The sequence below is a fragment of the Cupriavidus pinatubonensis genome, from assembly GCF_019602855.1.
GTDB lineage: Bacteria > Pseudomonadota > Gammaproteobacteria > Burkholderiales > Burkholderiaceae > Cupriavidus > Cupriavidus pinatubonensis.
In genome coordinates, this window is the sequence record NZ_CP080767.1 from 3,206,802 (window position 1) to 3,229,445 (window position 22,644).

A 22,644-nucleotide genomic window follows, 5' to 3' on the forward strand; every position below is an offset into this window, starting at 1 on the left:
TCTATCTCCTGAAATGCCTGATGCTAGAAAACTGGGGCGCCGGGTTGTCCGCCGCGACTCTTATTGCAGCGTGTCCTTGACGGTCCGCACGACGTTCTCGACGGTGAAGCCGAAGTGCTTGAACAGCACGCCGGCCGGCGCCGACTCGCCGAAGGTGTCAATGCCCACAACAGCCTGGACCTGGTATTTCCACCAGAAATCCGTCACACCGGCTTCCACGGCCACGCGGGGCACGCCGGCCGGCAGGACGCTCGCCTTGTAGGCGCTGTCCTGCTTGTCGAACACAGTCGTGGCCGGAATCGATACCACGCGCACGTGCACGCCTTCGGCGGCCAGCTGGTCGGCAGCGCCGACGGCCAGGCCCACTTCGGAGCCGGTGGCCAGGATCACGGCGTCGGGACGGCCGGTGTTCGCGTTCGTGCCGTCGCGCAGCACGTAGCCGCCGCGCGCGATATTGGCGCGGGTCGCGTCGTCACGCTGCTGGAACGGCAGGTTCTGGCGGCTGAAGATCAGGCAGCTCGGGCCGTTTTCGCGGCGGATCGCCTCGGCCCAGGCCACGGCGGTCTCAGTGGTGTCGGCGGTACGCCAGACGTCCATGTTCGGGATCAGGCGCAGGCTGGCGACGTGTTCGATCGACTGGTGCGTCGGGCCGTCTTCGCCCAGGCCGATCGAGTCATGGGTGAACACGAACAGCGAGCGGATTTTCATCAGCGCCGCCATGCGCAGCGCGTTGCGGCTGTAGTCCGAGAAGGTCAGGAACGTGGCGCCGTAGGGGATGTAGCCACCGTGCAGCGTAATACCGTTCAGGATGGCGCTCATGCCGAACTCGCGCACACCATAGTTGATGTGGTTGCCCCAGGCATCCACACGCACGGCCTGGCTGCCCGACCAGTTGGTCAGGTTCGAGCCGGTCAGGTCGGCCGAGCCGCCGAGGAATTCGGGCAGCACCGGGCCGAAGGCCTCGATGGTGTTCTGGCTCGCCTTGCGGGTAGCGATGGTCTCGGCCTTTTCCTCGCACTTGGCGATGAAGGCGTCGACGGCGGCGTCGAAGCTGCCTGGCAGCTCGCCGCGCATGCGGCGCTGGAATTCACCGGCTTCATACGGGTGGCGGTCGGCGTAGCCTTCGAACAGCGCGTTCCAGGCCTTTTCCAGGGCGAGGCCAGTGGCCTTGGCATCCCAGGCGTCGTAGACATCCGCCGGCACTTCGAACGGGGCGTGGGCCCAGCCAAGCGCTTCGCGCGTGGCCAGCACTTCGGCGCCGCCAAGCGGGGCGCCGTGCACGTCGTGACCGCCTTCCTTGTTGGGCGCGCCCTTGCCGATCTTGGTGCGGCAGCAGATCAGGGTCGGCTTGTCGCTGGCCTTGGCCTGCGAAATCGCCAGGTCGACAGCGGTCACGTCGTGGCCGTCGATGCCGCGGATCACGTTCCAGCCGTAGGCTTCGAAGCGCTTGGGCGTGTCGTCGTTGAACCAGTGCACCACGTCGCCATCGATCGAGATGCCGTTGTCATCCCACAGTGCGATCAGCTTGTTCAGCTTCAGCGTGCCGGCCAGCGAGCAAGCCTCGTGGCTGATGCCTTCCATCAGGCAGCCGTCGCCGAGGAACACGTAGGTGTAGTGATTGACAATGTTGAAGCCCGGGCGGTTGAATTCTTCACCGAGCAGGCGTTCGGCCAGCGCCATGCCGACGGCATTGGTGATGCCCTGGCCCAGCGGGCCGGTGGTCGTTTCCACGCCAGGGGTGATGCCGTATTCCGGGTGACCGGCGGTCTTGCTGTGAAGCTGGCGGAAGTTCTTCAGCTCCTCGATCGGCAGGTCATAGCCGGTCAGGTGCAGCAGCGCGTAGATCAGCATCGAGCCGTGGCCGTTCGACAGCACGAAGCGGTCGCGGTCCGCCCAGTGCGGATTGGCCGGGTTGTGCTTCAGGTGGCGGCCCCACAGCGCCACTGCGATATCGGCCATGCCCATCGGCGCGCCAGGATGGCCGGAATTGGCTTGCTGGACGGCGTCCATGGCAAGCACGCGAATGGCATCGGCCATCAGCTTGGCAGGCTGGGAAGCAAAGGGACTTGTGGCGGGATGAGCAAGGGCGGACATGCGGGCGTAAGGGCGCTGGGCCTGGCGGCAGGAAAACAGCAATTTTAGCAGAAGCTAAGGGTAAATCCGGCTGCAACGCTGCCGTCGGACGGACCGGACAGGGGCCGGTAATCGCACAGGCACTTGCCCGGCAGCGATCGCAGATTGCCGTTGATGCACTTTGGAGCGCGGGGCGAGGACTTCGACAGCACCGGCGCGCACGCGTAAGATGCACACTCGCACCGCGCTCCCGCATCCATTAAGGAACGCGAGGTTTCCCCGACAGGAGACGACCATGACGAGACCGGCCAACACCCCGAGGCTCACGCCCTACCTGACCGTCAGCAACGGGCGCACCGCCCTGGACTTCTACCAGCGCGCCTTCGGCTTCGCGGCGGGCCACGTGGTCGACGAGAACGGCGTGCCCACGCATGCCGAAATGTCCTATCAGGGCGAGCTGATCGTCATGTTCGCGCCCGAGGGCGCCTGGGGCAGCACGGCGCGCACACCGCGCTCGCTTGGCGTGGAGTGCCCGCAAACGTTCTACGTCTATTGCGACGACGTCGACGCCATGCATGCGCAAGCCGTGGCGGCCGGCGCGGTCAGCCTGATGGAGCCCGCCGACCAGTTCTGGGGCGACCGCTACTGCATGGTCGAAGACCCGGACGGCTACCGCTGGGGTTTCGGCAAACCCGTAGCGGGCAAACAGGAAGACAAGACCAGCTGATGCCACCGCGTTTCTTTGTCGGCAGCGCCGACGCGGCGCTTGCCGCCGGTACCGATTTCGACCTCCCCGAAGCCGTCGTTCGCCATGTGCAGGTGCTGCGCCTGGCGCCGGGCGACGCCATCACGCTGTTCGATGGCCGTGGCGGCAGCCATGCCGCCACGCTGCTTGATTTGGGCAAGCGCCACGCACTCGCGCGCGTGGGTGAGCGAGACAACACGGAAACGGAACCACCATTCCGTGTCATGCTTGCCCAGGGCCTGGCCGGCGGCGACAAGATGGACTGGCTGATCGAAAAGGCCGTCGAACTGGGCGTGACTGCCATCCAGCCGCTGCAGGCCGCGCGTTCGGTCGTACGGCTCAGCGGCGACCGCGCGCAGAAGCGCCAGGCCCACTGGCAGGCGCTCGTAGAAGCTGCCTGCGAGCAATGCGGCCGCAATCGCTTGCCGGCCGTCGCGCCGGTAACTAACTTGGATACGTGGCTGCGTGCCGCAGGCGAAGGCAACCGGCTCTTGGTGTCGCCACGTGCCGACCAGTCGCTGCCGGCCTATGCCGCGGCGAACAGGGTAAGCCTGCTGGCTGGCGGCGTCACGCTGCTGATTGGGCCAGAAGGCGGCCTGGCGCCGGAAGAGGAAGATGCCGCCCTGCACGCGGGCTTCACCGCCGTGTCACTCGGCCCGCGCATCCTGCGCACCGAAACTGCCGGGCTTGCCTGCCTGGCAACGCTGAACGCCTTGCTGGGCGGATTCTGATGGCGGCGCACGCCATCCTTCATCACAAAGGAGTCGACCATGGGATTACTCGATAGCGTGCTGGGCGGGGTGCTCGGGCAACTCGGCGGCGCGCGCCAGGGGGAAGGTGAAGGCGCCGAAGGCGGCCTGAACCCGAAGCTGATGATGGCGTTGGGTCTGCTGGCAATGATGGCAATGCGCCACAAGAGCGGTGCCTCAGGGGATCCGGCTCAAGCCACCACGGACGATGGACTCGGTGGACTGGGCAGCCTGGGCGGCTTGCTGGGGGGCCTGACCGGCGGTTCGGGCGCTACCCCCGGCGGCGGCCTGGACCTTGGTTCGCTGATCGGCGGCTTGCTGGGTGGACAAGGTGGCGCGCCGGCGAACAGCCAGGCGCTCGGCGCCGCGGCCGGCGGCATCGGCGCGCTACGCGATGTGCTCGCGCAGGCGGGTCTTGGCGAGCAGGTGGATTCATGGATCGGCTCCGGCGCCAACCAGCCGGTCACGCCTTCTGCCCTGAGCGATGCGCTGGGCAACACCGGCGCCCTCGACTCGCTGGCGACCTCCACGGGCATGTCGCAAGAAGACGTGGCCGCGCAGTTGAGCGAAGGCCTGCCCGAGCTGATCGACCGGCTAACCCCGCACGGCCACGTGCCGTCACAGTCCTGATCGACTGGCCGACCTGCCATCAAACAAAAGCCCGCGACGTCGGTGACGGTCGCGGGCTTTCTAATTTCTGTCCCGCCAGGCATTAAGCGGGCAGGCGGTCAGGAATTAGCAATCAACGATCAGGCAAACGAATAGAACACCCGGAACTGGACCTTGCGTTCGCCCCAGAACTCGGCGGCATCGCGGAATACGTCCAGCAGGACCTCGCGCCCTTCCTTGTCAAACTTTTGCGCAATCGGCAGGCCTTCGAGCACGATTACGAAGCCCGGCTGCTGGCCGGCCTTGTAGATCATGTCGGTCAGGCAATCCGCCAGCGCGTCGAAGTTCTTGCCGAAATGCTTGGGGAACGTGAACGACGTGGCGATCGTTTCCAGAACCTCCGCCTTGCTCGCGCAATGGGCGCAGTTCGCGTACAGGAAATGCTGGCCAAGGTCGGCCGCCGCCTGGGCAAGATCGGGCACGCGGAATGCGCGGATCGACTGGACAATGTTCGGTCGCACCGACTTGAACAGGTTCATGGCTCCCTCGGCCCCGTCGGCCCAGCTTGCGATAGCCGGCACGGCGACCGGGGCAGCGGGCGGAAGTCTGTGCGTGAGCTCTTGGCGCGGCATCATCAGCACGTTGTCGTAAAGGTTCTGGGCCTGATGCTGCGCCCGCTGCCAGCCATCTCCGGCGCCGCGCTCCTCGCGGGCGGCAAGGGCGTCGCCCAATCCGAAAATGTCAGTCATCATTTGGTTATCCGTTTGAAGCTGTTGTAGTGGTCTTCTGTGTAGTAGCAGTCGTTCGCCGCGCGCTGGTCGCCCCCGCAAACGATCCGCTTTGCTCCCCGGTTCCGGCTGTTCTGGCTCTTGACCGTATATTCGCGGTAGTAACCGCGTTGTTGTTGAGGGAGGGCGCGTTCATAGTTGCCGAATCGCGTGCCGTCCTTCTCGTAGGGAAACGGGCCGCCGGCCTCGATACGCTCCAGCGTCTGCCGTGCCTCATTGGGCAGTTGCTGCACGGCAATGGTTCCCGCCAGTCCCTCGGCCTGTTGCTGCCTGGCCAGCGACGGCTGCATGAAGGCCAATGCCAGGACCATGCCTGACAACGCCTGCGCCAGCAAGCGCCGGCCGCGCACGGGCAGCGGTTGCCGCTGCTGTATCACGGGAATCTGGAAACCCACGTTGGTCTGTCTTGGTTGAACCGGAAATCGAGCCTGCCGCCTGCTGGGTAGACAAGTATCCGGGCCACCCTGGCCGGCTTACCTGCCGCCGACCGCACCGGAGCGCCCGTGGCGAGCGCCTGTATCAAGGGCGTAAGGGTACGCGTATGCAAGCAATTAATCAATCCCGGCTCTGCGCCAGCGCGAAATCCTCAATTGTTTCAATGTGTTAATAGGATGTGTGCGCATACTAACTGGCAGCCGCAAAGCGAAAAAAAGCCGGGCAAGCCCGGCTTTTCCGCCACATTGAACCGTACTGCGGCTTAGCGCTTGGCAGCAGCGTCGACCACGACCAGCGAGGTCATGTTGACGATGCGGCGCACCGTTGCCGACGGGGTCAGGATGTGCACCGGCGCCTTCACGCCGAGCAAAATCGGCCCGATGGCGACGTTGTTGCCCGCCGCAACCTTCAGCAGGTTGTACGAGATATTGGCCGCGTCGATGTTCGGGCAGACCAGCAGGTTCGCCTCGCCCTTGAGCGTGCCGTCCGGCACCAGGGTATTGCGCAGCTTCTCGTCCAGCGCGCTGTCGCCGTGCATTTCGCCGTCGACTTCGAGCTCCGGTGCGCGTTCGCGCAGGATCGCGAGCGTATCGCGCATCTTGCGGGCCGAAGGCGCTTCGGACGACCCGAAATTCGAGTGCGACAGCAGCCCCACCTTGGGCTCGATGCCGAAGCGCTTGAGCTCTTCAGCCGCCATCAGCGTGATCTCGGCCAGTTCGTCGGCGGTCGGATCCACGTTCACGTGGGTATCCACCAGGAAGATCTGGCGGCCCGGCAGCACCAGGCCGTTCATGGCTGCGTAGACCTTGCTGGTCCCACCCAGAACCTGGTCGATGTAGCGCAGGTGTGCGGCGGTGTTGCTGACGGTACCGCAGATCATGCCATCGGCCTCGCCCCTCTTGACCAGCATGGCGCCAATCAGCGTGGTGCGGCGGCGCAGTTCGAGCTTGGCGTACTGCGGCGTAACGCCTTCGCGCGCCATCATGCGGTAATACGCGTCGGAATAATCGCGGAAGCGCTCGTCGTGCTCGGGGTTGACCACGGCGAAGTCCACGCCGGGGCGCAGGCGCAGGCCGAAACGCTCAATGCGATGCTGCAACACCGCCGGGCGGCCGATCAGGATCGGGTTGGCCAGCTTTTCATCGACGACCACCTGCACGGCGCGCAGCACGCGCTCCTCCTCGCCCTCGGCAAAGACGATGCGCTTCTTCGCCATCTCGACCTTGCGGGCGGCGGCGTAGATCGGCTTCATCAGCGTGCCGGAGTGGTACACGAACTGCTGCAACTGCAGGCGGTAGGCGTCCATGTCCTCGATCGGACGCGAGGCCACGCCAGATTTCATGGCGGCTTCCGCCACAGCCGGTGCCACCCACACGATCAGGCGCGGATCGAACGGCTTCGGGATCAGGTATTCCGGGCCGAACGCCAGGTCCTGGATGCCGTAGGCCGTGGCCACGATATCGCTCTGCTCCTGGCGCGCCAGCTCGGCGATCGCGTTGGCGGCGGCGATCTCCATCTCACGCGTGATGGTGGTCGCACCGCAATCGAGCGCGCCGCGGAAGATGAACGGGAAGCACAGGACGTTATTGACCTGGTTCGGGTAGTCGGTACGGCCGGTCGCCATGATGGCGTCCGGGCGGACTTCCTTGACCAGTTCCGGTGCGATTTCCGGGTTCGGGTTGGCCAGGGCCAGCACCAGCGGCTTCTCGCCCATGCGCTGGACCATGTCCTGCTTGAGCACGCCGGCGGCGGACAGGCCCAGGAAAATGTCGGCGCCATCGATCACCTCGCCAAGCTTGCGCTTGTCGGTCTTCTGGCAGAAGCGGGCCTTCTCCGGGTCCATCAATTCGGTACGGCCTTCGTAGACCACGCCGGCCAGGTCCGTCACCCAGATGTTCTCGATGGGCAGGCCCAGGTCCACCAGCAGATCCAGGCAGGCCAGCGCGGCGGCGCCGGCGCCCGAGGCCACCAGCTTGACGCTCTTGATGTCCTTGCCGACGACCTTCAGGCCGTTGATGACGGCGGCAGCCACGACGATGGCGGTACCGTGCTGGTCATCGTGGAAGACCGGGATCTTCATCTTCTCGCGCAGCTTGCGCTCGACGTAGAAGCACTCCGGTGCCTTGATGTCTTCGAGGTTGATGCCGCCGAAGGTCGGCTCCAGCGCGGCAATGACCTGCACGAGCTTTTCGGGGTCTTTTTCGTCGATTTCGATGTCAAAGACGTCGATGCCGGCGAATTTCTTGAACAGGCCGGCCTTGCCTTCCATGACCGGCTTGGACGCCGCGGCGCCAATGTCGCCCAGGCCCAGCACGGCGGTGCCATTGGTGATTACCGCCACCAGGTTGCCGCGCGCGGTGTAGCGGAAGGAGTTGGCGGGGTCGGCGACGATCTCCTCGCAGGCAGCTGCCACGCCCGGCGAATAGGCCAGGGCCAGGTCGCGCTGGTTCGACAGCGGCTTGGTCGGCGTAACGGAGATCTTCCCGGGAGTCGGAAACTCGTGATACTCGAGCGCCGCTTTGCGCAGCGCCTCACGCTGCTGCTGTTTCAGATCGTCTTGGGACGGGGACTGCTGAGGGCTGGTCATCGGCGCATATTCCAATCGGTGGAGCCGTCATTTGACAGGGCTTCGGATGATTGGCGGACCGGCTCCACGTGCCCGCCAATCTCTTCCTCTGGACCCGGCATTTTATATTGTGAAATACTATTTCACAATAAGCATTTGACGAGGACCAGCATTGTGTTTCGGTACAATATGCCCCAAGCCGCTGGCCTTGAACAGCAAGCAACAGTCAATGCTGCCGCCCGCTGCAGTATCTTGCCGAGCCGCTGGCCTGGCACCATCCTTGTCCCGATCCGCCTTTTTTGCGCCGGCGCCGCCCTGGCCCGGTTAGTCCCATGTCCACGATCCGCCGCGCGCAGCTCTCCGAGTTCGATCTGATCCGCCGTTTCTTTACGCGTCCGGTACGCAAGGCCGTGCTTGGCGTGGGCGACGACTGCGCGCTGATCGATCCGCGGCCCGGCCATCACCTGGCCATCAGCACCGACATGCTGGTCAGCGGGCGCCATTTCTTTGCCGATGTCCCGCCCCGTGCACTGGGCCATAAGGCGCTGGCGGTCAACTTGTCAGATCTGGCGGCCATGGGCGCCGAGCCGCGCGGGTTCACGCTCGCGCTGGCACTGCCCGAAGCCGATCCCGCATGGCTTGAAGAACTGGCTGCAGGCATGTTGGCGCTCGCCGACGAACACGGCTGCGAGCTGATCGGCGGCGACACCACACGCGGGCCGCTCACGCTTAGCCTGACCGTATTCGGCGACGTGCCGGCGCGCGCCGCCCTGCGACGCGATGCCGCGCGTCCTGGCGACGATATCTGGGTTTCCGGAACACTTGGCGACGCGCGTCTCGCACTGGGCGACTGCCGCGGCGAATGGCTGTTGCCCGAACCCGAATTCAGCCGCGTGCGCCCGCGTATGGAAATGCCGACGCCGCGCGTCGCGCTGGGCATGGCGCTGCGCGGTGTAGCGCATGCGGCACTTGATATTTCAGATGGCCTGATCGGCGATCTCGGCCACATCCTGACCCGCTCGCAGGTCGGGGCACTGCTCGACGTGGACTCGCTGCCGCGTTCAACCGTGCTGGCGGCCCAACCGGACTCGCTGCAACGCGAATGCGTGCTGGCCGGCGGCGACGACTACGAACTTTGCTTCACCGCGCCGATCGGCAACCGTGAAGCCATTGCCGCCATCTCGGATCGCCTGGAACTGCCGCTGACACGCGTCGGCTCGATCACACCGGAACCCGGCTTGCGGCTGGTCGACCGCCATGGCAGCCCCGTGACCTATGCCGGCGCTAGCTTCGACCACTTCGCGTCGCCCTGACAGCCTGCGCGCGGGCGTGTCATGATGCCGGCTTGCAGCGCCAGCATCATGATCTGCCCGGGAGGGAACCCGGGAAACTGGCACGCCGGGCGCCGCGCACATAAAACATAAGTACACGAGCCAAATCCGATGTCGACCTCTCCCCCCGCGGCCGCGCCGCGCGACCCCGCCATGACCCTCGAAGCCGGGCAGACTGTCAAGGTCACGCGCCCGACGGCCCGCTTCATGCTCGCGCACCCCGCGCATCTGATCGCTATCGGCTTCGGTTCCGGCCTGTCGCCGGTCAGCCCGGGTACCGTAGGCACGCTCTATGGGTGGCTCTCGTTCGTCGTGATTTCCCTGTGGATCGAACCGACGACATGGCTGTGGATCATCGGTGCGGGCTTCCTGATCGGCATGTGGGCCTGTGGACGCACGGCGCGCGACATGGGCGTGGACGACCACGGCAGCATGGTCTGGGACGAGATCATCGCGTTCTGGCTGGTGCTGACCTTTGTCATGCCCACCGGCCTGTGGGGCCAGTTTGCCGCCTTTCTATGGTTCCGACTGTTCGATATCGCCAAGCCGGCACCGATCGCCTACTACGATCGCACGCTGAAAGGCCCGGGACTGCGCGGCGCATTCGGCGTGATGTTCGACGACATCTTCGCGGCGTTCTACACCCTGCTGGTATTCGCGCTGTGGCGCTCGTTCTGACGCTTTCGCCACGTTTCCCGCGACGTTCACTCGCCATCTTTCTTCAAACGCCACGCACCTTTCACCCATGTCCATCAGCCGCTTGCTCGACCAACTGGCCATCCAGGCCGGCGTAGCCCTCGCCGAAACATCGCTGATGCTGGCCACGGCCGAGTCCTGCACCGGAGGACTCGTTGCCGCCGCCATTACCGATGTATCGGGCTCTTCCGGATGGTTCGAACGCGGCTTTGTCACGTACTCGAACGAGGCCAAGAGCACGATGCTCGGCGTGCCCGCCAAGATGATCCGCGACTACGGCGCGGTCAGCGAGGAAGTGGCCCGCGCGATGGCGGAGGGTGCGCTGCTCAACAGCCGCGCACAGGTATCGCTGTCCATCACAGGCGTGGCCGGCCCCAACGGCGGCACGCCCGAGAAGCCGGTCGGCATGGTCTGCTTCGGCTGGAGCAACCGCATCACCACGCGCACCGAGACCCAGCGCTTCAAGGGCGACCGCGCACAGATCCGCCGCCAGGCGGCCGAGCATGCGATGCGCGGACTGCTGGAACTGGTACGCAACGAGGCCTGAAACGACAAAGGCCGCGCCCGGTCAGGCGCGGCCTTTTGCTGTACTGACGCTATCTGACAGCCTGGCTCGGATTACCCGTGCCGGTAGCGGTTGATGGTATCCCGCGTTTGCATCGCCACATGGCGTGCAGCGGTGGCGAAATCCTTCTCGCCGCTCGCATAGAGAATCGCGCGCGACGAGTTGATCATCATGCCCGTGCCGTCAGCCGTGCGGCCAGCCTTCACCGTTGCCTCGATATCGCCGCCCTGCGCGCCGATGCCCGGAATCAGCAGCGGCATGTCGCCAACGATCTGCCGCACACGGGCGATCTCGTTTGGGAACGTGGCGCCGACCACCAGGCCCATCTGCCCCGTCGTATTCCAGCGTTCCTTCGCGGCTTCGGCCACGAGTTGGTAAAGCGGCTTGCCATCCACCTGCAGAAATTGGACGTCCGAGCCGCCCGGGTTGGACGTGCGGCACAGCACGATCACGCCGCGGTCTGGATAGGCCAGGTACGGCTGCATCGAATCGAAGCCCATATAGGGGCTCACGGTCACCGCATCGGCCTTGTAGCGTTCGAATGCCTCGCTCGCGTAGTGCTCGGCGGTCGAGCCGATGTCGCCACGCTTGGCGTCCAGGATCACCGGAATACCCGGGTGCGCATCATGGATATAGTGGATCAGCTGTTCCAGCTGGTCTTCGGCGCGCTGCGAATGGAAGTAAGCGATCTGCGGCTTGAATGCGCAGACCAGGTCCGCGGTGGCGTCGACGATTTCGCGGCAGAAGGAAAAGATTGCGCCGCCGGCCCCGGTCAGGGACAGCGGCAGCTTCTGCGGGTCGGGATCGAGTCCGACGCAGAGTAGGGAATCGTTGCGCTGCCAGGCGGCAGACAGCTGCTCGATGAAGGTCATGGGTTGACTCGATATCCTGGTTGCTCCGGCGCCGCCGGCGCGTGGCGGGCGACCCGGTTGCTGCGGGCTGGGGCGGATAGACCCCCTCATATCGCAGCATATGTCGTTTCCGGCAATTTTACCCGCTGCGTGCTATCGTTTTGCGCTCAAAGTCAAAACAAAGAGCGGCGTAGTTCACAGCCGCCATCCACGACATGTCTCTCGATCGCCGCGGCCTCGTCCTGCTGGTCATCCTGACCATCGCCTGGGGCGTCAACTGGCCCATCATGAAAATCGGCGTGGCGCACTTCCCGGCCATGGGTTTCCGGCTGCTGTGCATGGCCGGCGGCGTCGCCGCGCTGGGGATTGCGCTGACCGTGCGCGGCGAATCGCTGCGCGTGCCGCGCTCGCAATGGGCCACGGTAGTGAAGCTCGCCATCCCGAACATGGTGTTCTGGCACCTGCTGGCCATCTGCGCCGTCAAGATGCTGTCCTCGGGACGCGCCGCGATCCTCGGCTACACCATGCCGATCTGGGCCGTAGTGTGGGGCCTGGTGCTGTATCGCGACCGCATCGGCGTGTCGGCCTGGGTCGGCATCGGCTGCGCGCTGGCCGGCACCGTCCTGCTGCTGTCTGGCGAGATCCGAGCGCTGACCGGCAGCCCGGCCGGTACATTGCTGATGCTGGCTGCAGCCGCCGGCTGGGGCTTCGGCACCCAGCTCATGAAGCGTACGCAGATCGACATCCCTATCGGCACGCTGACGTTCTGGATGCTGGCGGTCACCCTGCCCTTCCTGGCCGCCGGCACGCTGTTGCTCGAGACCGGCTGGCGCATGCCCACCGCCGCCGAGTGGGGCGCGATCGCCTATAACGCCGTGGTGGTGTTCGCCTACTGCCACCTGGTCTGGTTCGGGCTCGCGCGCAACCTGCCGCCGGTGGTGTCGAGCCTGTCGGTCATGTTCATCCCCGTGGTTGGCGTGTTCTCCGGCATGTGGATGCTCGGCGAGCAGCCGCACTGGCAGGACTACGCGGCGATTGCACTGATGTTCGCCGCGCTGTCCTCGGTGATGCTCGTGCCACTGTTGCGGCGGCGACTGCGGACCGGCATGGCGCGTGGAGATTTCACTTAACAAGCCCCCCTGCGTTGGGCTACACTCGCGGCCATCACAATCCCGGAGAAACTACGTGGGCAGTAGCATCGGGTGTTCGAGTTGCCGCGGTAACGCAGTTAACGCAGCTTCGTCGGATGCCATGTCACTGCGGGCTGCGTAGACGAACCGCCGGAGCCGCCAAGCGCTCCCGCATCGTCGCATCGCCCGCAGAATCCATGCGGGCGAGTGTTTTTCCGTATCGCCGACGGCCACCGAAGCGTGGGCCGTGCCATTGCGGATATTCCCTCTCCCGGCTTGCCAGCCACCCCAGGCAAACGCCATCGCCTTGCGCCCGTCGGCCCTGCCGCCGCCCGCAGCGCGATCACGCTTGCCCGTGATTCCGCACTGAACCGGTCCGGACCACCCTGGGATGCGGCGAGCCTGCCTGCGCTTGTCTTCGCGCTTGTCTTTGTTTTTCGTCGCAATCAGCATAGCAATAAGGAATCCCGGGGATGATCAACCTGTTCGTCCTGCAGAAAGGCCGGCTCGCCCAAGAGCAGGTCGACGAGCGCAACGAGCTGCTGCAGCACAAGCCGATCTGGATCGACGTCGTCAGCCCCGACGACGAGGAACTCGCCTGGATCAAGGAAGCGTACGGCGTCGCCCTGCCGGAACTCGAAGACCTGGGCGACCTGGAAGCGTCCGCGCGTTATTTCGAAGGCGAGGACGAGAACATCCACATCCGCACCGACTTCCTGCTCGATGAGGAAGAGGCTTCACGCAACGTGCGCGTGGCATTCGTGCTCACGCGCGACGTGCTGTTTTCCATCCACGACGAAGACCTGCCGGTGTTCCGCCTGGTGCGGCTGCGCGCGCGCATGCGCCCGGGCTCGGTGCGCAACGCCAAGGACGTGCTGATGGATCTGTACGCGACCGATGCGGAATACTCGGCCGACTCCATCGAGGAAGTCTACGAACGCCTGGAAGAAGCCAGCCGCCGCGTGCTGGCCGAAAACGTGACCGATGCCGCCGCCGCCGACGTGCTCGAAACCATCGCGCGCGAGGAAGACTTGAACGGCCGCATCCGACGCAACGTCATGGACACGCGCCGCGCGGTGTCGTTCCTGATGCGCAGCCAGCTGCTGTCAGCCGAGCAGCAGGACGAGGCACGCCAGATCCTGCGCGACATCGACTCGATCGAGAACCACACCGCATTCCTGTTCGACAAGATCAACTTCCTGATGGATGCGACCGTCGGTTTCATCAACATCAACCAGAACAAGATCATCAAGCTGTTCTCGGTGGTGTCGGTGGCATTGATGCCACCGACGCTGATCGCGAGTATCTACGGCATGAACTTCAAATTCATGCCGGAGCTGGACTGGGCGGCCGGGTATCCGTGGGCGATTGCGTTGATGGCGGTGTCGGCGGCGATTCCGTTGGTGTATTTCAAGCGGAAGGGGTGGTTGAGCTGAGGGCTGAAACAACGACAGGCTGACTCCCCTCTCCCCCGCTCCTCTCCCGCAAGCGCGAGAGGAGAGAAACCAAGGAACGCCAGCCGTCAATCCGGCAACGTAGCCGCCCCCATCCGCCGCGCAATAATCCCCGCCTTCACCCTGAAGTTCACGCGCACATTCGCGCAGTACTCCTTCTTGTCGAAGCACTTCGGCGCAGGCAGCGCCGCCGCCAGGCGCGCCGCCTGGCCCACGCCGAGCTTCCCGGCGTTCGTACGGAAGTAGTGCTGCGCCGCAGCCTCCGCACCGAACACGCCTTCGCCCCACTCCACCGAATTCAGGTAGATCTCGAAGATGCGCTGCTTGTCGAGCCAGAACTCGAGCATCCACGTGATGGCCAGTTCCTGGCCCTTGCGCAGGTAATGCTGCTCGGACGACAGGAACAGGTTCTTGGCGAGCTGCTGGGTGATGGTCGAACCGCCGCGCACGACGCGGCCGCGCTTCTTGTTGCGCTCCCACGCGTCGAGCATGGCGTCGATTTCGTAGCCGGGATGATTGACGAAGTCAGCGTCTTCGCTCGCGATCACTGCGCGCTTGAGGTTGCGCGAGATCTGGTCGTACGGCACCCAGCGGCGGTCGATGCTGCAGTTCCAGACGTTGAAGCCGCACAGGCGCCAGCGCTCGGCGCGCATGAACGACGTGGAAGACGGCGCCACGTACTGCCATGCGGCGATCTGCAGGAAGAAATAGACCTGCATCGCGACCACGCCGGCCACGATGCAGCCGAGCAGGAAACCGATCCAGCGCAGCGGGGAGAATGCCGTGCCGGCGGCGCGCGCGGAGCGCTGTCGGGTGGCCACGGGCACTGGCGGCGATCAGCCCTTGCGCTCGGCCTGCAGCGCGGCGCGCAGGTCGGCCAGCACGGGCGCGGTGCGCGGACGCACGCCGCGCCAGATGTAGAACGCTTCAGCTGCCTGTTCGACCAGCATGCCGAGACCGTCGGCCGTGCGCGCGCCGCATTGCGCAGCGTGCTGCAGGAATACGGTCGGCTCGGCGCCGTACATCATGTCGTAGGCGAGCACGCCTTCGCCGAGCAGGAACGCCGGCACCGGCGGCACTTCGCCATGCAGGCTGCTCGACGATGCGTTGATGACGACGTCGCAGACATCGTCTTCGGACAGCTGCTTAAGCGCATCGAGGCCACCGCCCCACAACTCCACGCCGAACGAATCGGCCGCTTCCACGAACTCTTCGAGCATGTCGCTCGCGCGCGAGGCCGTGCGGTTGGCCACCACAATGCGCGACGGCCGGCATTCAATCAGCGGCAGCATCGCGCCCATGGCCGCGCCGCCCGCGCCGAGCAGCAGCACACGCTTGTCTTCGAGCAGGGTGTCGAGATTGTCCTGGATATCGCGCACGAGGCCGATGCCGTCGGTATTGTCGCCGTGGATCAGGCCATCCTCGATCCACATCGTGTTGACCGCGCCAGCGGCTTCCGCGCGCGGCGTCAGGCGGTCGGCCAGATCATAGGCCTGCAGCTTGAACGGCACGGTCACGTTGAAGCCATAGCCGCCTTCAGCAAGGAACGCGCGCATGGTGTCTGCGAAAGCGTCGAGCGGCGCTTCCAGGCGGCCGTATTCGACGGCTTCGCCGGTCTGCTTGGCAAACGCGGCGTGGATGAACGGCGAACGGCTGTGCGCGACGGGGTTGCCGACCACGACGTAGCGGTCAGCCGGCTGGGAGGATTCGGTGGATGTCATCAGCGTGCCTGCAAGCGGGTTTCCAGCCCGCTGCGCGAAAACTTGAATGTGGAAATCACTTCGAGAATGTCCTGGCGCGCGGCCATCTCGGCCGTGAACGGACCGAACGGCGCGGCGGCGCGGACGATCGCGACGGCCTGGCGGTCGAGCGCTGGATCGCCCGAACTCTTGACCACGTCGATGGCGTCGACGTTGTAGCCGTCGCGGTTGTAGCCGAGCTTGCCGAGCCGGTTCACGTTGATCACGAGGATCAGCTGGCCGTACAGCGGCTTGCCGTTGTGCTGCGGGAAATCGCTGGTGCCGCGCGCCTCGATCTTGCGGCGCAGGCGGTCGTAATACTGGGCGTAATCCACTTCGCGCGCGCTCGTGGCGGTGAGCTGGTAGCGCTTGGGCCGTTTGGCGTACTGCTCGAGATTGCGGCCGATCTCGGCCTCGAGCTTGGCCATCTCGTCGGTGGAGGTACGCTCGTCCTGGCCGCGAAGCAGGTCGTCCTGGCGCCGTTCGCCGGGCTTGAGCGGTTGGCTGCGCACGGCGGGGGCCGCTTCGCGCGACTGCGTCATCAGGCGCTGCTGTTCCTGCTCGAGCTGCTCGACGCGGCGCTGTACCTGGCGTACGAGATCGCCGTCCTGCGAAACTGTCTGCGCGGGCAGCGGCGTGGTCGCGCGCTGCTGGTCGTGGTCGCCGCCGCCATCGAGGTTGGCCTGCGCCAGCACGTTGGCATTGCGCGGCTTCTGCGCGGACTTGGAGTTGACCAGCACCACGTCCAGCGCGGCATCCGAGCGCTTGATCTCGAATACCTCGGGCGCCGCGATCCGCACCATCAGCAGCACGAGATGGATGACTACCGAGATGGCCAGCGCCTTGGCCAGCGTGTTGCTGGCGTGCCACCAGTGGCGGGGATCGACGAGAGCGGCGTTCACGATGGGAGCTGGCTGGGCAATGGCTTGGGAATCGCTAGGGAGACTCGCCGGGGCAGCATGGCGTCATGCGCCCCCGGCCCGGCGGCTACGCCGGGTCAGAAGGGCATTGTATGTGAGCCGCCGGCTTTTCCGAAGGGATCAGCCCTGGCCGGGGACAATGGTGTCGCGCGCGGCAGACGCCTGGTCGGCGATGTCCTCGTCGCTACCCGCGCCGGCCAAGTCGCCGGCATCGTCCTGTGCTGGCGCATCCCCTTGCGCCGACTGTTCGGCGGCCTGCTCCGCCGCCACTTCGGCGGCAGCTTCGGCCGACACTTCAGCGGCTTCCTCGTCGCTTTCGTCGCCGTCGACGCTCTCCAGTTCCTCTTCAGGCAACGCGCCCTCGCCTGCGAAGACTTCGAGCACGCGGCACGAGACCTCGAGCGAAATCTCGTCGATCGGGCCGATTTCCAGCAGCACCTGCGTGCCGCGCTGGGCTTGCATGAGCTCCGGCACGCGCGTGACCAACGGGATCTCGGTGAAGCGCACGGCGCCTTCCTTGAGCGTCGTGGCCATCATGCGTTCACGGCGTTCCTGCTGCAGCCAGCGCAGGCACCAGTAGCGCTCCATGGTCGACTGGTGGTCGGCATAGGCGGCGTAGGTGCCTTCGAAATCGGCCACGGCGGCCAGCAGGTCGGCGTCCTTGGGCTTGAACGGCGCTACCAGCTTGGCCGTGATGCCATGCTGCGCCACCGCCAGGATCTGCCACTGGTTGACCAGGTCGACATAGCGGCGCAGCGGTGAAGTGCTCCACGCGTACTGCGCCACGCCCAGGCCTTCGTGCGGCGCCGGGTATGTCTGCATGCGCGTGCGGTGCATGCCCCAGGCCTTCTGCGTGCGGTAGATGCCCGGCACGCCGTTGTCGGCGAGCAGCTTGCCCCACGTGCTGTTGGCCAGGATCATCAGCTCGGCGACGATCTTGTCCAGCGGCGAACCGCGCTTGCGCTGTTCGATGCGCACGCGCTGGCTGCCATCGGCCTGGTCGTCGAGGTAGAAGTTGTAGTCCGCGCGGTTGTGCGATTCGGGCCGAAGGCCGCTGGCCAGGCGCGCCTTCTGGCGCTCGTCGTGCAGCGCGCCGGCAAAGTGCCACAGCCGCGTGAGCTGGGCGCGGAACGGATAGTCGCCAGTGCCGTCGGCCAGCGACGCCTCGGTGATGACATCGTCCAGCAGGTTGTGGCGCAGGTTGGCCGCGATCATGACCATCTCGGCGCGCGATTCGCTGCCCAGCACCTGCCAGTGCACCGGCTCGACCGTCACGTAGAGCGACAGCGCGGGGCACTGGCGGCCCTCTTGCAGCGTGTAGCGCTCGACCACGCTGTCGGGCAGCATGGTGATCTTGTCGCCCGGGAAATAGACCGTGGACAGGCGCTGGCGCGCGATTGCGTCGAGCGCCTCGCCACGGCGGATGCCGAGCGCCGGCGCCGCAATGTGAATGCCGATGCGCAGGTTGCCGCCGGGCAGTTCGGTGACCGACAGCGCGTCGTCGATTTCGGTGGTGGTCACATCATCGATCGAGAACGCCTCCACGTCCGCCACCGGCAGGTCGGCGGACGGCTCGGGCACCTCGACGTCAGGGAAGCCCGTGCCCTTCGGGAAGCACTCGGCCAGGAACTTCGCCTCATGCAGCGCGCGCGCGCTGGCGACGCCGCCGACCGCCACCATCAGGCGCATCGGCGTCATGCCCAGCGCCGTGCAGGCGGCGTCCATTGCCTTGAATTCGAGGCTGTTCTTGTCCGGCTTGAACAGCAGTTGCAGCACCTTGTTACGGAACGATTCCGGCAGCGTCAGCGCCTTGAGCTGTTCCTCGTACTCGGCTTGCACCAACGCCTGCTGCTTCTTGCGCTCGAGCGCGGCCAGTGCGGCCTTGAGCTGGTCTTCCGGCGCGCGCTGGTAGCGTCCGCGGCCCTTGCGGCGGAAGTACACCGGGTTGCCGTGCAGCGCCATGGCCAGTGCCGCCTGTTGCACCGGGCCGGGATCAGCGCCGTAGTATTCGGCGGCCAGCTCGGCAAAGCCGAACTCGGCTTCGGGCGCGCATTCCCACAGGAAGTCGAGGTCGATCTCGGCGGTCATCTCGCCAGTCTGGCGCACCAGTTCGATCGCTGACGGCTGGGCAAACTGCAGCAGCACATCGCGCGATTTGACCTTGGTGCGCTTGCCGGCGGGCAATTCGACCTGGTAGGCCTCGCCCTGCTGGGCCAGCACGGTGCCGGCGCGAATCTCGCCGCCTTCTTCGAACAGCAACTGCATCGATCGGTACTTTCAGAAATGCCGGGAACCCTGCCGCTTAAGCGGCCAAAACGCGGGTTCCGGGGAGATAGTGTGAGCGCCCCTGCGGGCGGGCTGGCCGCAAGGGCCGAAATCAGAATGATACCGCACCGTTTACAGCCGCCTCCGGGAAACCGGCCTGGCGGCCGGCAACGAGTGACGTCAGAGCGACATGCCGCCGCTGGTTTCGATCGCCACGCCGTTGATGTAGCTGGCGTCGTCGCTGGCCAGGAACGCGTACACGCTGGCGATCTCGGACGGCTCGGCCAGACGGCGCATCCAGCACGATTCCTTCATGCCGTCGAGCACCTTCTGCGGCACGGTCTGCAAAATCTCAGTGTTGACGAAGCCCGGGCACACGGCATTGACGCGCACGCCCTTGGGCCCGAGTTCGCGCGCCCAGGTCTTGGTGAAGCCGATCACGCCGAACTTGCTGGCCGCATAGTTGGTCTGGCCGAAGTTACCGTACAGGCCGACCACGCTCGACGCGTTGAGGATCACGCCCTTGCCCTGTTCCGTCATGATGCCGGCGACGGCCTGCGCGCAATGGAACACGCCCTTCAGGTTGACGTCGATGACGGCATCGAACTGCGCCTCTGTCATCTTGGCCAGGCGCGCGTCCTGGGTGATGCCGGCGTTGTTGACCAGCACATCGATGCGGCCATGCGCGGCCAGCACCGCGCCGACCATGGCGTCGACTTCGTCGCGGCGCGTCACGTCGACGCGGTAGGCGTCAACCGTGGCGCCGGTGGCGGCGAGCTTCGCCGCCGCTTCACGAACGCGCCCGTCCTGCACGTCGCAAAGAATGACGATGGCGCCCTCGGCGGCAAAACGCTCGGCCGTGGCAAACCCGATGCCTGCGGCTGCGCCGGTGATGATGGCAACGCGACCCTGCAATTTCATGATGTCTTCTCTTGATGGTCTTGGTAGTGTGTCAAACAGGCCAGGCCCGGATCTGATCAATATCTCTGCCCGAGTCCCCGCGATGGCCGTGTCAGCAGGTCCGGCAAAAAGACCTCTGTCACGAGCATGACGCCGGCGCCGCGCCGGAATACGGAACGGCGCGCAGGCAGCATGGGTAGCGGTGCCATAGCCGGCAGGATCCGCAGCAGCGCCTGACGCAGCGGATGGTGCGGCAGCAGCCGCGCAAACTGGAACGGATCGCGCCGCACGACCGGGTCGACGAACAGGCGCCCGCCGAGCGGGCGCTCGCCGAGCCCGCGCAGGAACGGCCAGTCACGGCGCGCATGCCGTTCGCGCACGACGGTGTGGGCGTAGATGGCGGGCTGTTCGTCGCAGATCAGCAGTACTTCGCGTGTCAGCGCCGGTTCGCGGCCGCATTGACCGAGCACCTGCCATTCGTCGAGGAAAGGTCGCGCCGATGCCTGGAACAGGCGGCGCACGCGAAAACGTTCGGAAGCGGCCACCAGTCGCGCGGTCAGCGAGCCTTCACCCGTGACCCAATGCCGCAGGTTCGGCGGAATCGTCGGATCGAAGGGCAGGTGGCAGGTCCAGCCGCAGCGGCGCGCGTATTGCGCGCTCATGCCGCGCGGCCCGGCACCACGCCGCCAGGCCCGTAGCCGCAGAAAGTCAATACGTCGTCAACGTAGTCGGCAAACTCGCTGATGCCGTGGTCGCTGCCGGAGATCACGCGGATGTGCGCGCCCGTGCAGGCGGCCACCATCTCGCGGTAATCGAGCACTTCATCGCCGGTCGCGGCAAGCAGGTAATAGCGTTCGGGATGCGAGAGCGTATCGACGCGCAGGTCGAGCAGTTCCTGCATATGGCGCGGCTCGACAGTGACCGTGCCGCCGCCGTGCCACAGCGGCTGCTCGCCGATGTATTGCATCAAATCGGTCCACGGGTGGATGGCGGGGTTCAGTAGCACCGTGCGGCAGCCGTGACGCTCGCCAAGCCAGCGCGCGTAGAACCCGCCCAGCGAGGAACCGACGATCGCGATTTCCTGGTCGCCGCCCGCGCGCGCGGCGTGGATGGCGGCCTCGGCCTGTGCGATGGCCTGGACCGGCGAAACATTGAGCAAGGGGCAGGCGTAGTAGCGGCCCACGCCCCACTCGCGCATGCGCTCCTGCACCAGCCGCGCCTTGAACGACTGCGGCGAGGAGCGGAATCCGTGCAGGTACAACAGCATGTCGGTGTCCTCAGCCTGCCTTACCCAACGCGTCGAGCAGCTTCTGGTGCACGCCGCCGAAGCCGCCGTTGCTCATGACCAGCACCTGGTCGCCCGGCTGTGCGGCAGCGCGCACGGCCTCGACCAGTGCGCCGAGATCGTGGAACGCCGCCGCCTTCTTGCCCAGCGGCGCCAGCGCGCCGGCCAGGTCCCAGCCGAGCGCGTCCTTGCCGCTCGGCGCACCGTAGCCGAACACCAGGTCGGCCTGCTCGAGGCTGGCCGGCAACTGCGCCTTCATCACGCCGAGCTTCATGGTGTTCGAGCGCGGCTCCAGCACGGCCAGGATGCGCGCACCGCCGACACGGCGGCGCAGGCCGTCCAGTGTGGTCTGGATCGCGGTCGGATGGTGGGCGAAGTCGTCATAGACCGTCACACCTGCCGCCACGCCGCGCACTTCCATGCGGCGCTTCACATTGGCGAAGCGGCCCAGCGATTCGATCGCCTGCGCAACCGGCACGCCGACGTGGCGCGCAGCGGCAATCGCGGCCAACGCATTCATGCGGTTATGGGTGCCCTGCAGGTCCCAGCTCACGCGGCCCTGGACGGCGTCGCCGAACCACACGTCGAACGCGTCCTTGCCATCGTCGGTGCCGGCGTCGCTTTCGCGCCAGTCACCGACGCCGAACTGCTCGACTTCGCTCCAGCAACCGCGCTCGATCACGCGCGCCAGGCTAGCTTCGAGGCCATTGACGACAAGACGCCCCTGCCCCGGCACCGTGCGCACGAGATGGTGGAACTGCGTTTCGATCGCGTCGAGATCAGGGAAGATGTCGGCGTGATCGTATTCGAGGTTGTTCAGGATGGCCGTGCGCGGGCGGTAGTGAACGAACTTGCTGCGCTTGTCGAAGAAGGCGGTGTCGTATTCATCCGCCTCGATCACGAAGAAATCCGACTCCGTCACGCGCGCCGAAATGCCGAAGTTCTGCGGCACGCCACCTACGAGGAAGCCGGGGTTGTAGCCGGCGTCTTCGAGGATCCACGCGAGCATCGACGTGGTGGTGGTCTTGCCGTGCGTGCCGGCTACGGCCAGCACCCACTTGCCGGCGAGCACATGTTCGCCAAGCCATTGCGGGCCCGACACATACGGCAGGTTGCGGTTCAGGATGGCTTCCATCAGCGGATTGCCGCGCGACACCACGTTGCCGATCACGAACAGGTCCGGCTCGAGCGAGAGCTGGGCCGGATCGAAGCCCTCGATCAGTTCGATGCCCTGGGCTTCGAGCTGCGTGCTCATCGGGGGATAGACATTGGCATCGCAGCCCGTGACACGGTGACCCGCCTGCTTGGCGAGCACCGCCAAGCCGCCCATGAAAGTGCCGCAGATGCCAAGGATATGTATATGCATGGGGTTCCCGGAAAGACTTGAGACCGGCCGGGCCGGTCGGCATGCCAGCGATGATCCGTCGGACCATGCCGTGCAGGAAGGTCCTGATTGTACCCGAGCACTTCCGCGCGTCGCTGCACTGCGGCAGCGCTTGCGGCCCTTGCTGCCCCACCGGTTTCCCGCCCTGCTCCGGTATCA

At 65.8% G+C, this 22,644-nt stretch carries 21 protein-coding genes; 8 read left to right on the forward strand and 13 right to left on the reverse strand.

Translation table 11 applies throughout. The annotated features are described in order from the left end of the window. Nucleotides 1-60 precede the first annotated feature (60 nt). Nucleotides 61-2,094 (reverse strand): transketolase, encoded by a 2,034-nt coding sequence (gene tkt / locus K2O51_RS27550; RefSeq protein ID WP_181184513.1) that lies wholly within the window; start codon nt 2,092-2,094, stop codon nt 61-63. A 274-nt stretch (nt 2,095-2,368) separates the two neighbouring features. Between tkt and K2O51_RS27555 the strand changes: the two genes are divergently transcribed. From K2O51_RS27555 to K2O51_RS27565, 3 genes are read left to right on the forward strand one after another with little or no spacing between them, the layout of a single operon-like run. Further along, a complete protein-coding gene (locus tag K2O51_RS27555) occupies nt 2,369-2,800 on the forward strand; it encodes a VOC family protein (RefSeq protein ID WP_011298988.1) in 432 nt (143 codons plus the stop codon). Continuing rightward, entirely contained in the window at nt 2,800-3,549 is a 750-nt protein-coding gene (locus tag K2O51_RS27560) for a 16S rRNA (uracil(1498)-N(3))-methyltransferase (protein WP_011298989.1), read from the forward strand. Before K2O51_RS27555 ends, K2O51_RS27560 begins: the two co-directional genes overlap by 1 nt. A gap of 39 nt (nt 3,550-3,588) precedes the next feature. Beyond that, a complete protein-coding gene (locus K2O51_RS27565) occupies nt 3,589-4,197 on the forward strand; it encodes a YidB family protein (protein ID WP_011298990.1) in 609 nt (202 codons plus the stop codon). Nucleotides 4,198-4,316: 119 nt separating this feature from the next. Here the strand turns inward: K2O51_RS27565 and K2O51_RS27570 are convergent, their stop codons facing one another. The 3 genes from K2O51_RS27570 to K2O51_RS27580 form a co-directional block, all read right to left on the reverse strand. Further along, a complete protein-coding gene (locus K2O51_RS27570) occupies nt 4,317-4,928 on the reverse strand; it encodes a barstar family protein (RefSeq protein WP_011298991.1) in 612 nt (203 codons plus the stop codon). Then, nucleotides 4,925-5,275 carry a guanyl-specific ribonuclease gene (locus tag K2O51_RS27575; protein WP_181184515.1) on the reverse strand — a complete coding sequence of 117 codons (351 nt, stop codon included), beginning with the start codon at nt 5,273-5,275 and terminating at the stop codon, nt 4,925-4,927. Before K2O51_RS27575 ends, K2O51_RS27570 begins: the two co-directional genes overlap by 4 nt. A gap of 386 nt (nt 5,276-5,661) precedes the next feature. Next, nucleotides 5,662-7,986, reverse strand: a complete 2,325-nt coding sequence (locus K2O51_RS27580; RefSeq protein WP_011298993.1) for an NADP-dependent malic enzyme — start codon at nt 7,984-7,986, stop codon at nt 5,662-5,664. 311 nt (nt 7,987-8,297) lie between these two features. Here K2O51_RS27580 and thiL point away from each other — a divergent pair, with 311 nt between their 5' ends. From thiL to K2O51_RS27595, 3 genes are all read left to right on the forward strand, one after another. After that, nucleotides 8,298-9,278, forward strand: a complete 981-nt coding sequence (gene thiL / locus K2O51_RS27585) for a thiamine-phosphate kinase (RefSeq protein WP_011298994.1) — start codon at nt 8,298-8,300, stop codon at nt 9,276-9,278. Nucleotides 9,279-9,407: 129 nt separating this feature from the next. Further along, on the forward strand, nt 9,408-9,974 hold the full coding sequence (locus K2O51_RS27590; protein WP_011298995.1) for a phosphatidylglycerophosphatase A family protein: 567 nt from the start codon (nt 9,408-9,410) through the stop codon (nt 9,972-9,974). A 67-nt stretch (nt 9,975-10,041) separates the two neighbouring features. After that, a complete protein-coding gene (locus K2O51_RS27595) occupies nt 10,042-10,539 on the forward strand; it encodes a CinA family protein (RefSeq protein ID WP_011298996.1) in 498 nt (165 codons plus the stop codon). A 71-nt stretch (nt 10,540-10,610) separates the two neighbouring features. Here the strand turns inward: K2O51_RS27595 and pyrF are convergent, their stop codons facing one another. Then, nucleotides 10,611-11,429, reverse strand: a complete 819-nt coding sequence (gene pyrF / locus K2O51_RS27600) for an orotidine-5'-phosphate decarboxylase (RefSeq protein WP_041679704.1) — start codon at nt 11,427-11,429, stop codon at nt 10,611-10,613. A gap of 194 nt (nt 11,430-11,623) precedes the next feature. Here pyrF and K2O51_RS27605 point away from each other — a divergent pair, with 194 nt between their 5' ends. Both K2O51_RS27605 and corA read left to right on the forward strand, forming a co-directional pair. Then, complete coding sequence (locus K2O51_RS27605) at nt 11,624-12,538, forward strand: DMT family transporter (RefSeq protein ID WP_011298998.1); 915 nt, start codon at nt 11,624-11,626, stop codon at nt 12,536-12,538. A 473-nt stretch (nt 12,539-13,011) separates the two neighbouring features. Further along, on the forward strand, nt 13,012-13,974 hold the full coding sequence (gene corA, locus K2O51_RS27610) for a magnesium/cobalt transporter CorA (RefSeq protein WP_011298999.1): 963 nt from the start codon (nt 13,012-13,014) through the stop codon (nt 13,972-13,974). A gap of 86 nt (nt 13,975-14,060) precedes the next feature. On the opposite strand, the gene mtgA is transcribed toward corA, so the two are convergent. The 8 genes from mtgA to mpl all read right to left on the reverse strand — a co-directional run bounded on the left by mtgA (nt 14,061) and on the right by mpl (nt 22,467). Continuing rightward, nucleotides 14,061-14,762, reverse strand: coding sequence for a monofunctional biosynthetic peptidoglycan transglycosylase (mtgA, locus tag K2O51_RS27615; protein ID WP_041680049.1), 702 nt, complete (start codon nt 14,760-14,762; stop codon nt 14,061-14,063). A gap of 66 nt (nt 14,763-14,828) precedes the next feature. Then, nucleotides 14,829-15,713, reverse strand: a complete 885-nt coding sequence (aroE, locus tag K2O51_RS27620; protein WP_220631028.1) for a shikimate dehydrogenase — start codon at nt 15,711-15,713, stop codon at nt 14,829-14,831. Beyond that, a complete protein-coding gene (locus K2O51_RS27625; protein WP_140952131.1) occupies nt 15,713-16,633 on the reverse strand; it encodes an energy transducer TonB family protein in 921 nt (306 codons plus the stop codon). Before K2O51_RS27625 ends, aroE begins: the two co-directional genes overlap by 1 nt. A 138-nt stretch (nt 16,634-16,771) precedes the next feature. Beyond that, nucleotides 16,772-18,916, reverse strand: a complete 2,145-nt coding sequence (locus tag K2O51_RS27630) for a ribonuclease catalytic domain-containing protein (protein WP_140952128.1) — start codon at nt 18,914-18,916, stop codon at nt 16,772-16,774. Nucleotides 18,917-19,096: 180 nt separating this feature from the next. Continuing rightward, the gene (gene fabG, locus K2O51_RS27635; protein ID WP_220631029.1) at nt 19,097-19,837 is read right to left on the reverse strand and encodes a 3-oxoacyl-ACP reductase FabG; all 741 of its coding nucleotides are present in this window, start codon (nt 19,835-19,837) and stop codon (nt 19,097-19,099) included. A gap of 56 nt (nt 19,838-19,893) precedes the next feature. After that, the gene (locus K2O51_RS27640; RefSeq protein ID WP_220631030.1) at nt 19,894-20,478 is read right to left on the reverse strand and encodes a chorismate--pyruvate lyase family protein; all 585 of its coding nucleotides are present in this window, start codon (nt 20,476-20,478) and stop codon (nt 19,894-19,896) included. Next, nucleotides 20,475-21,083, reverse strand: coding sequence for a YqiA/YcfP family alpha/beta fold hydrolase (locus K2O51_RS27645; protein ID WP_011299006.1), 609 nt, complete (start codon nt 21,081-21,083; stop codon nt 20,475-20,477). Before K2O51_RS27645 ends, K2O51_RS27640 begins: the two co-directional genes overlap by 4 nt. A gap of 10 nt (nt 21,084-21,093) precedes the next feature. After that, nucleotides 21,094-22,467 (reverse strand): UDP-N-acetylmuramate:L-alanyl-gamma-D-glutamyl-meso-diaminopimelate ligase, encoded by a 1,374-nt coding sequence (gene mpl / locus K2O51_RS27650; RefSeq protein ID WP_011299007.1) that lies wholly within the window; start codon nt 22,465-22,467, stop codon nt 21,094-21,096. Nucleotides 22,468-22,644: the final 177 nt, after the last annotated feature.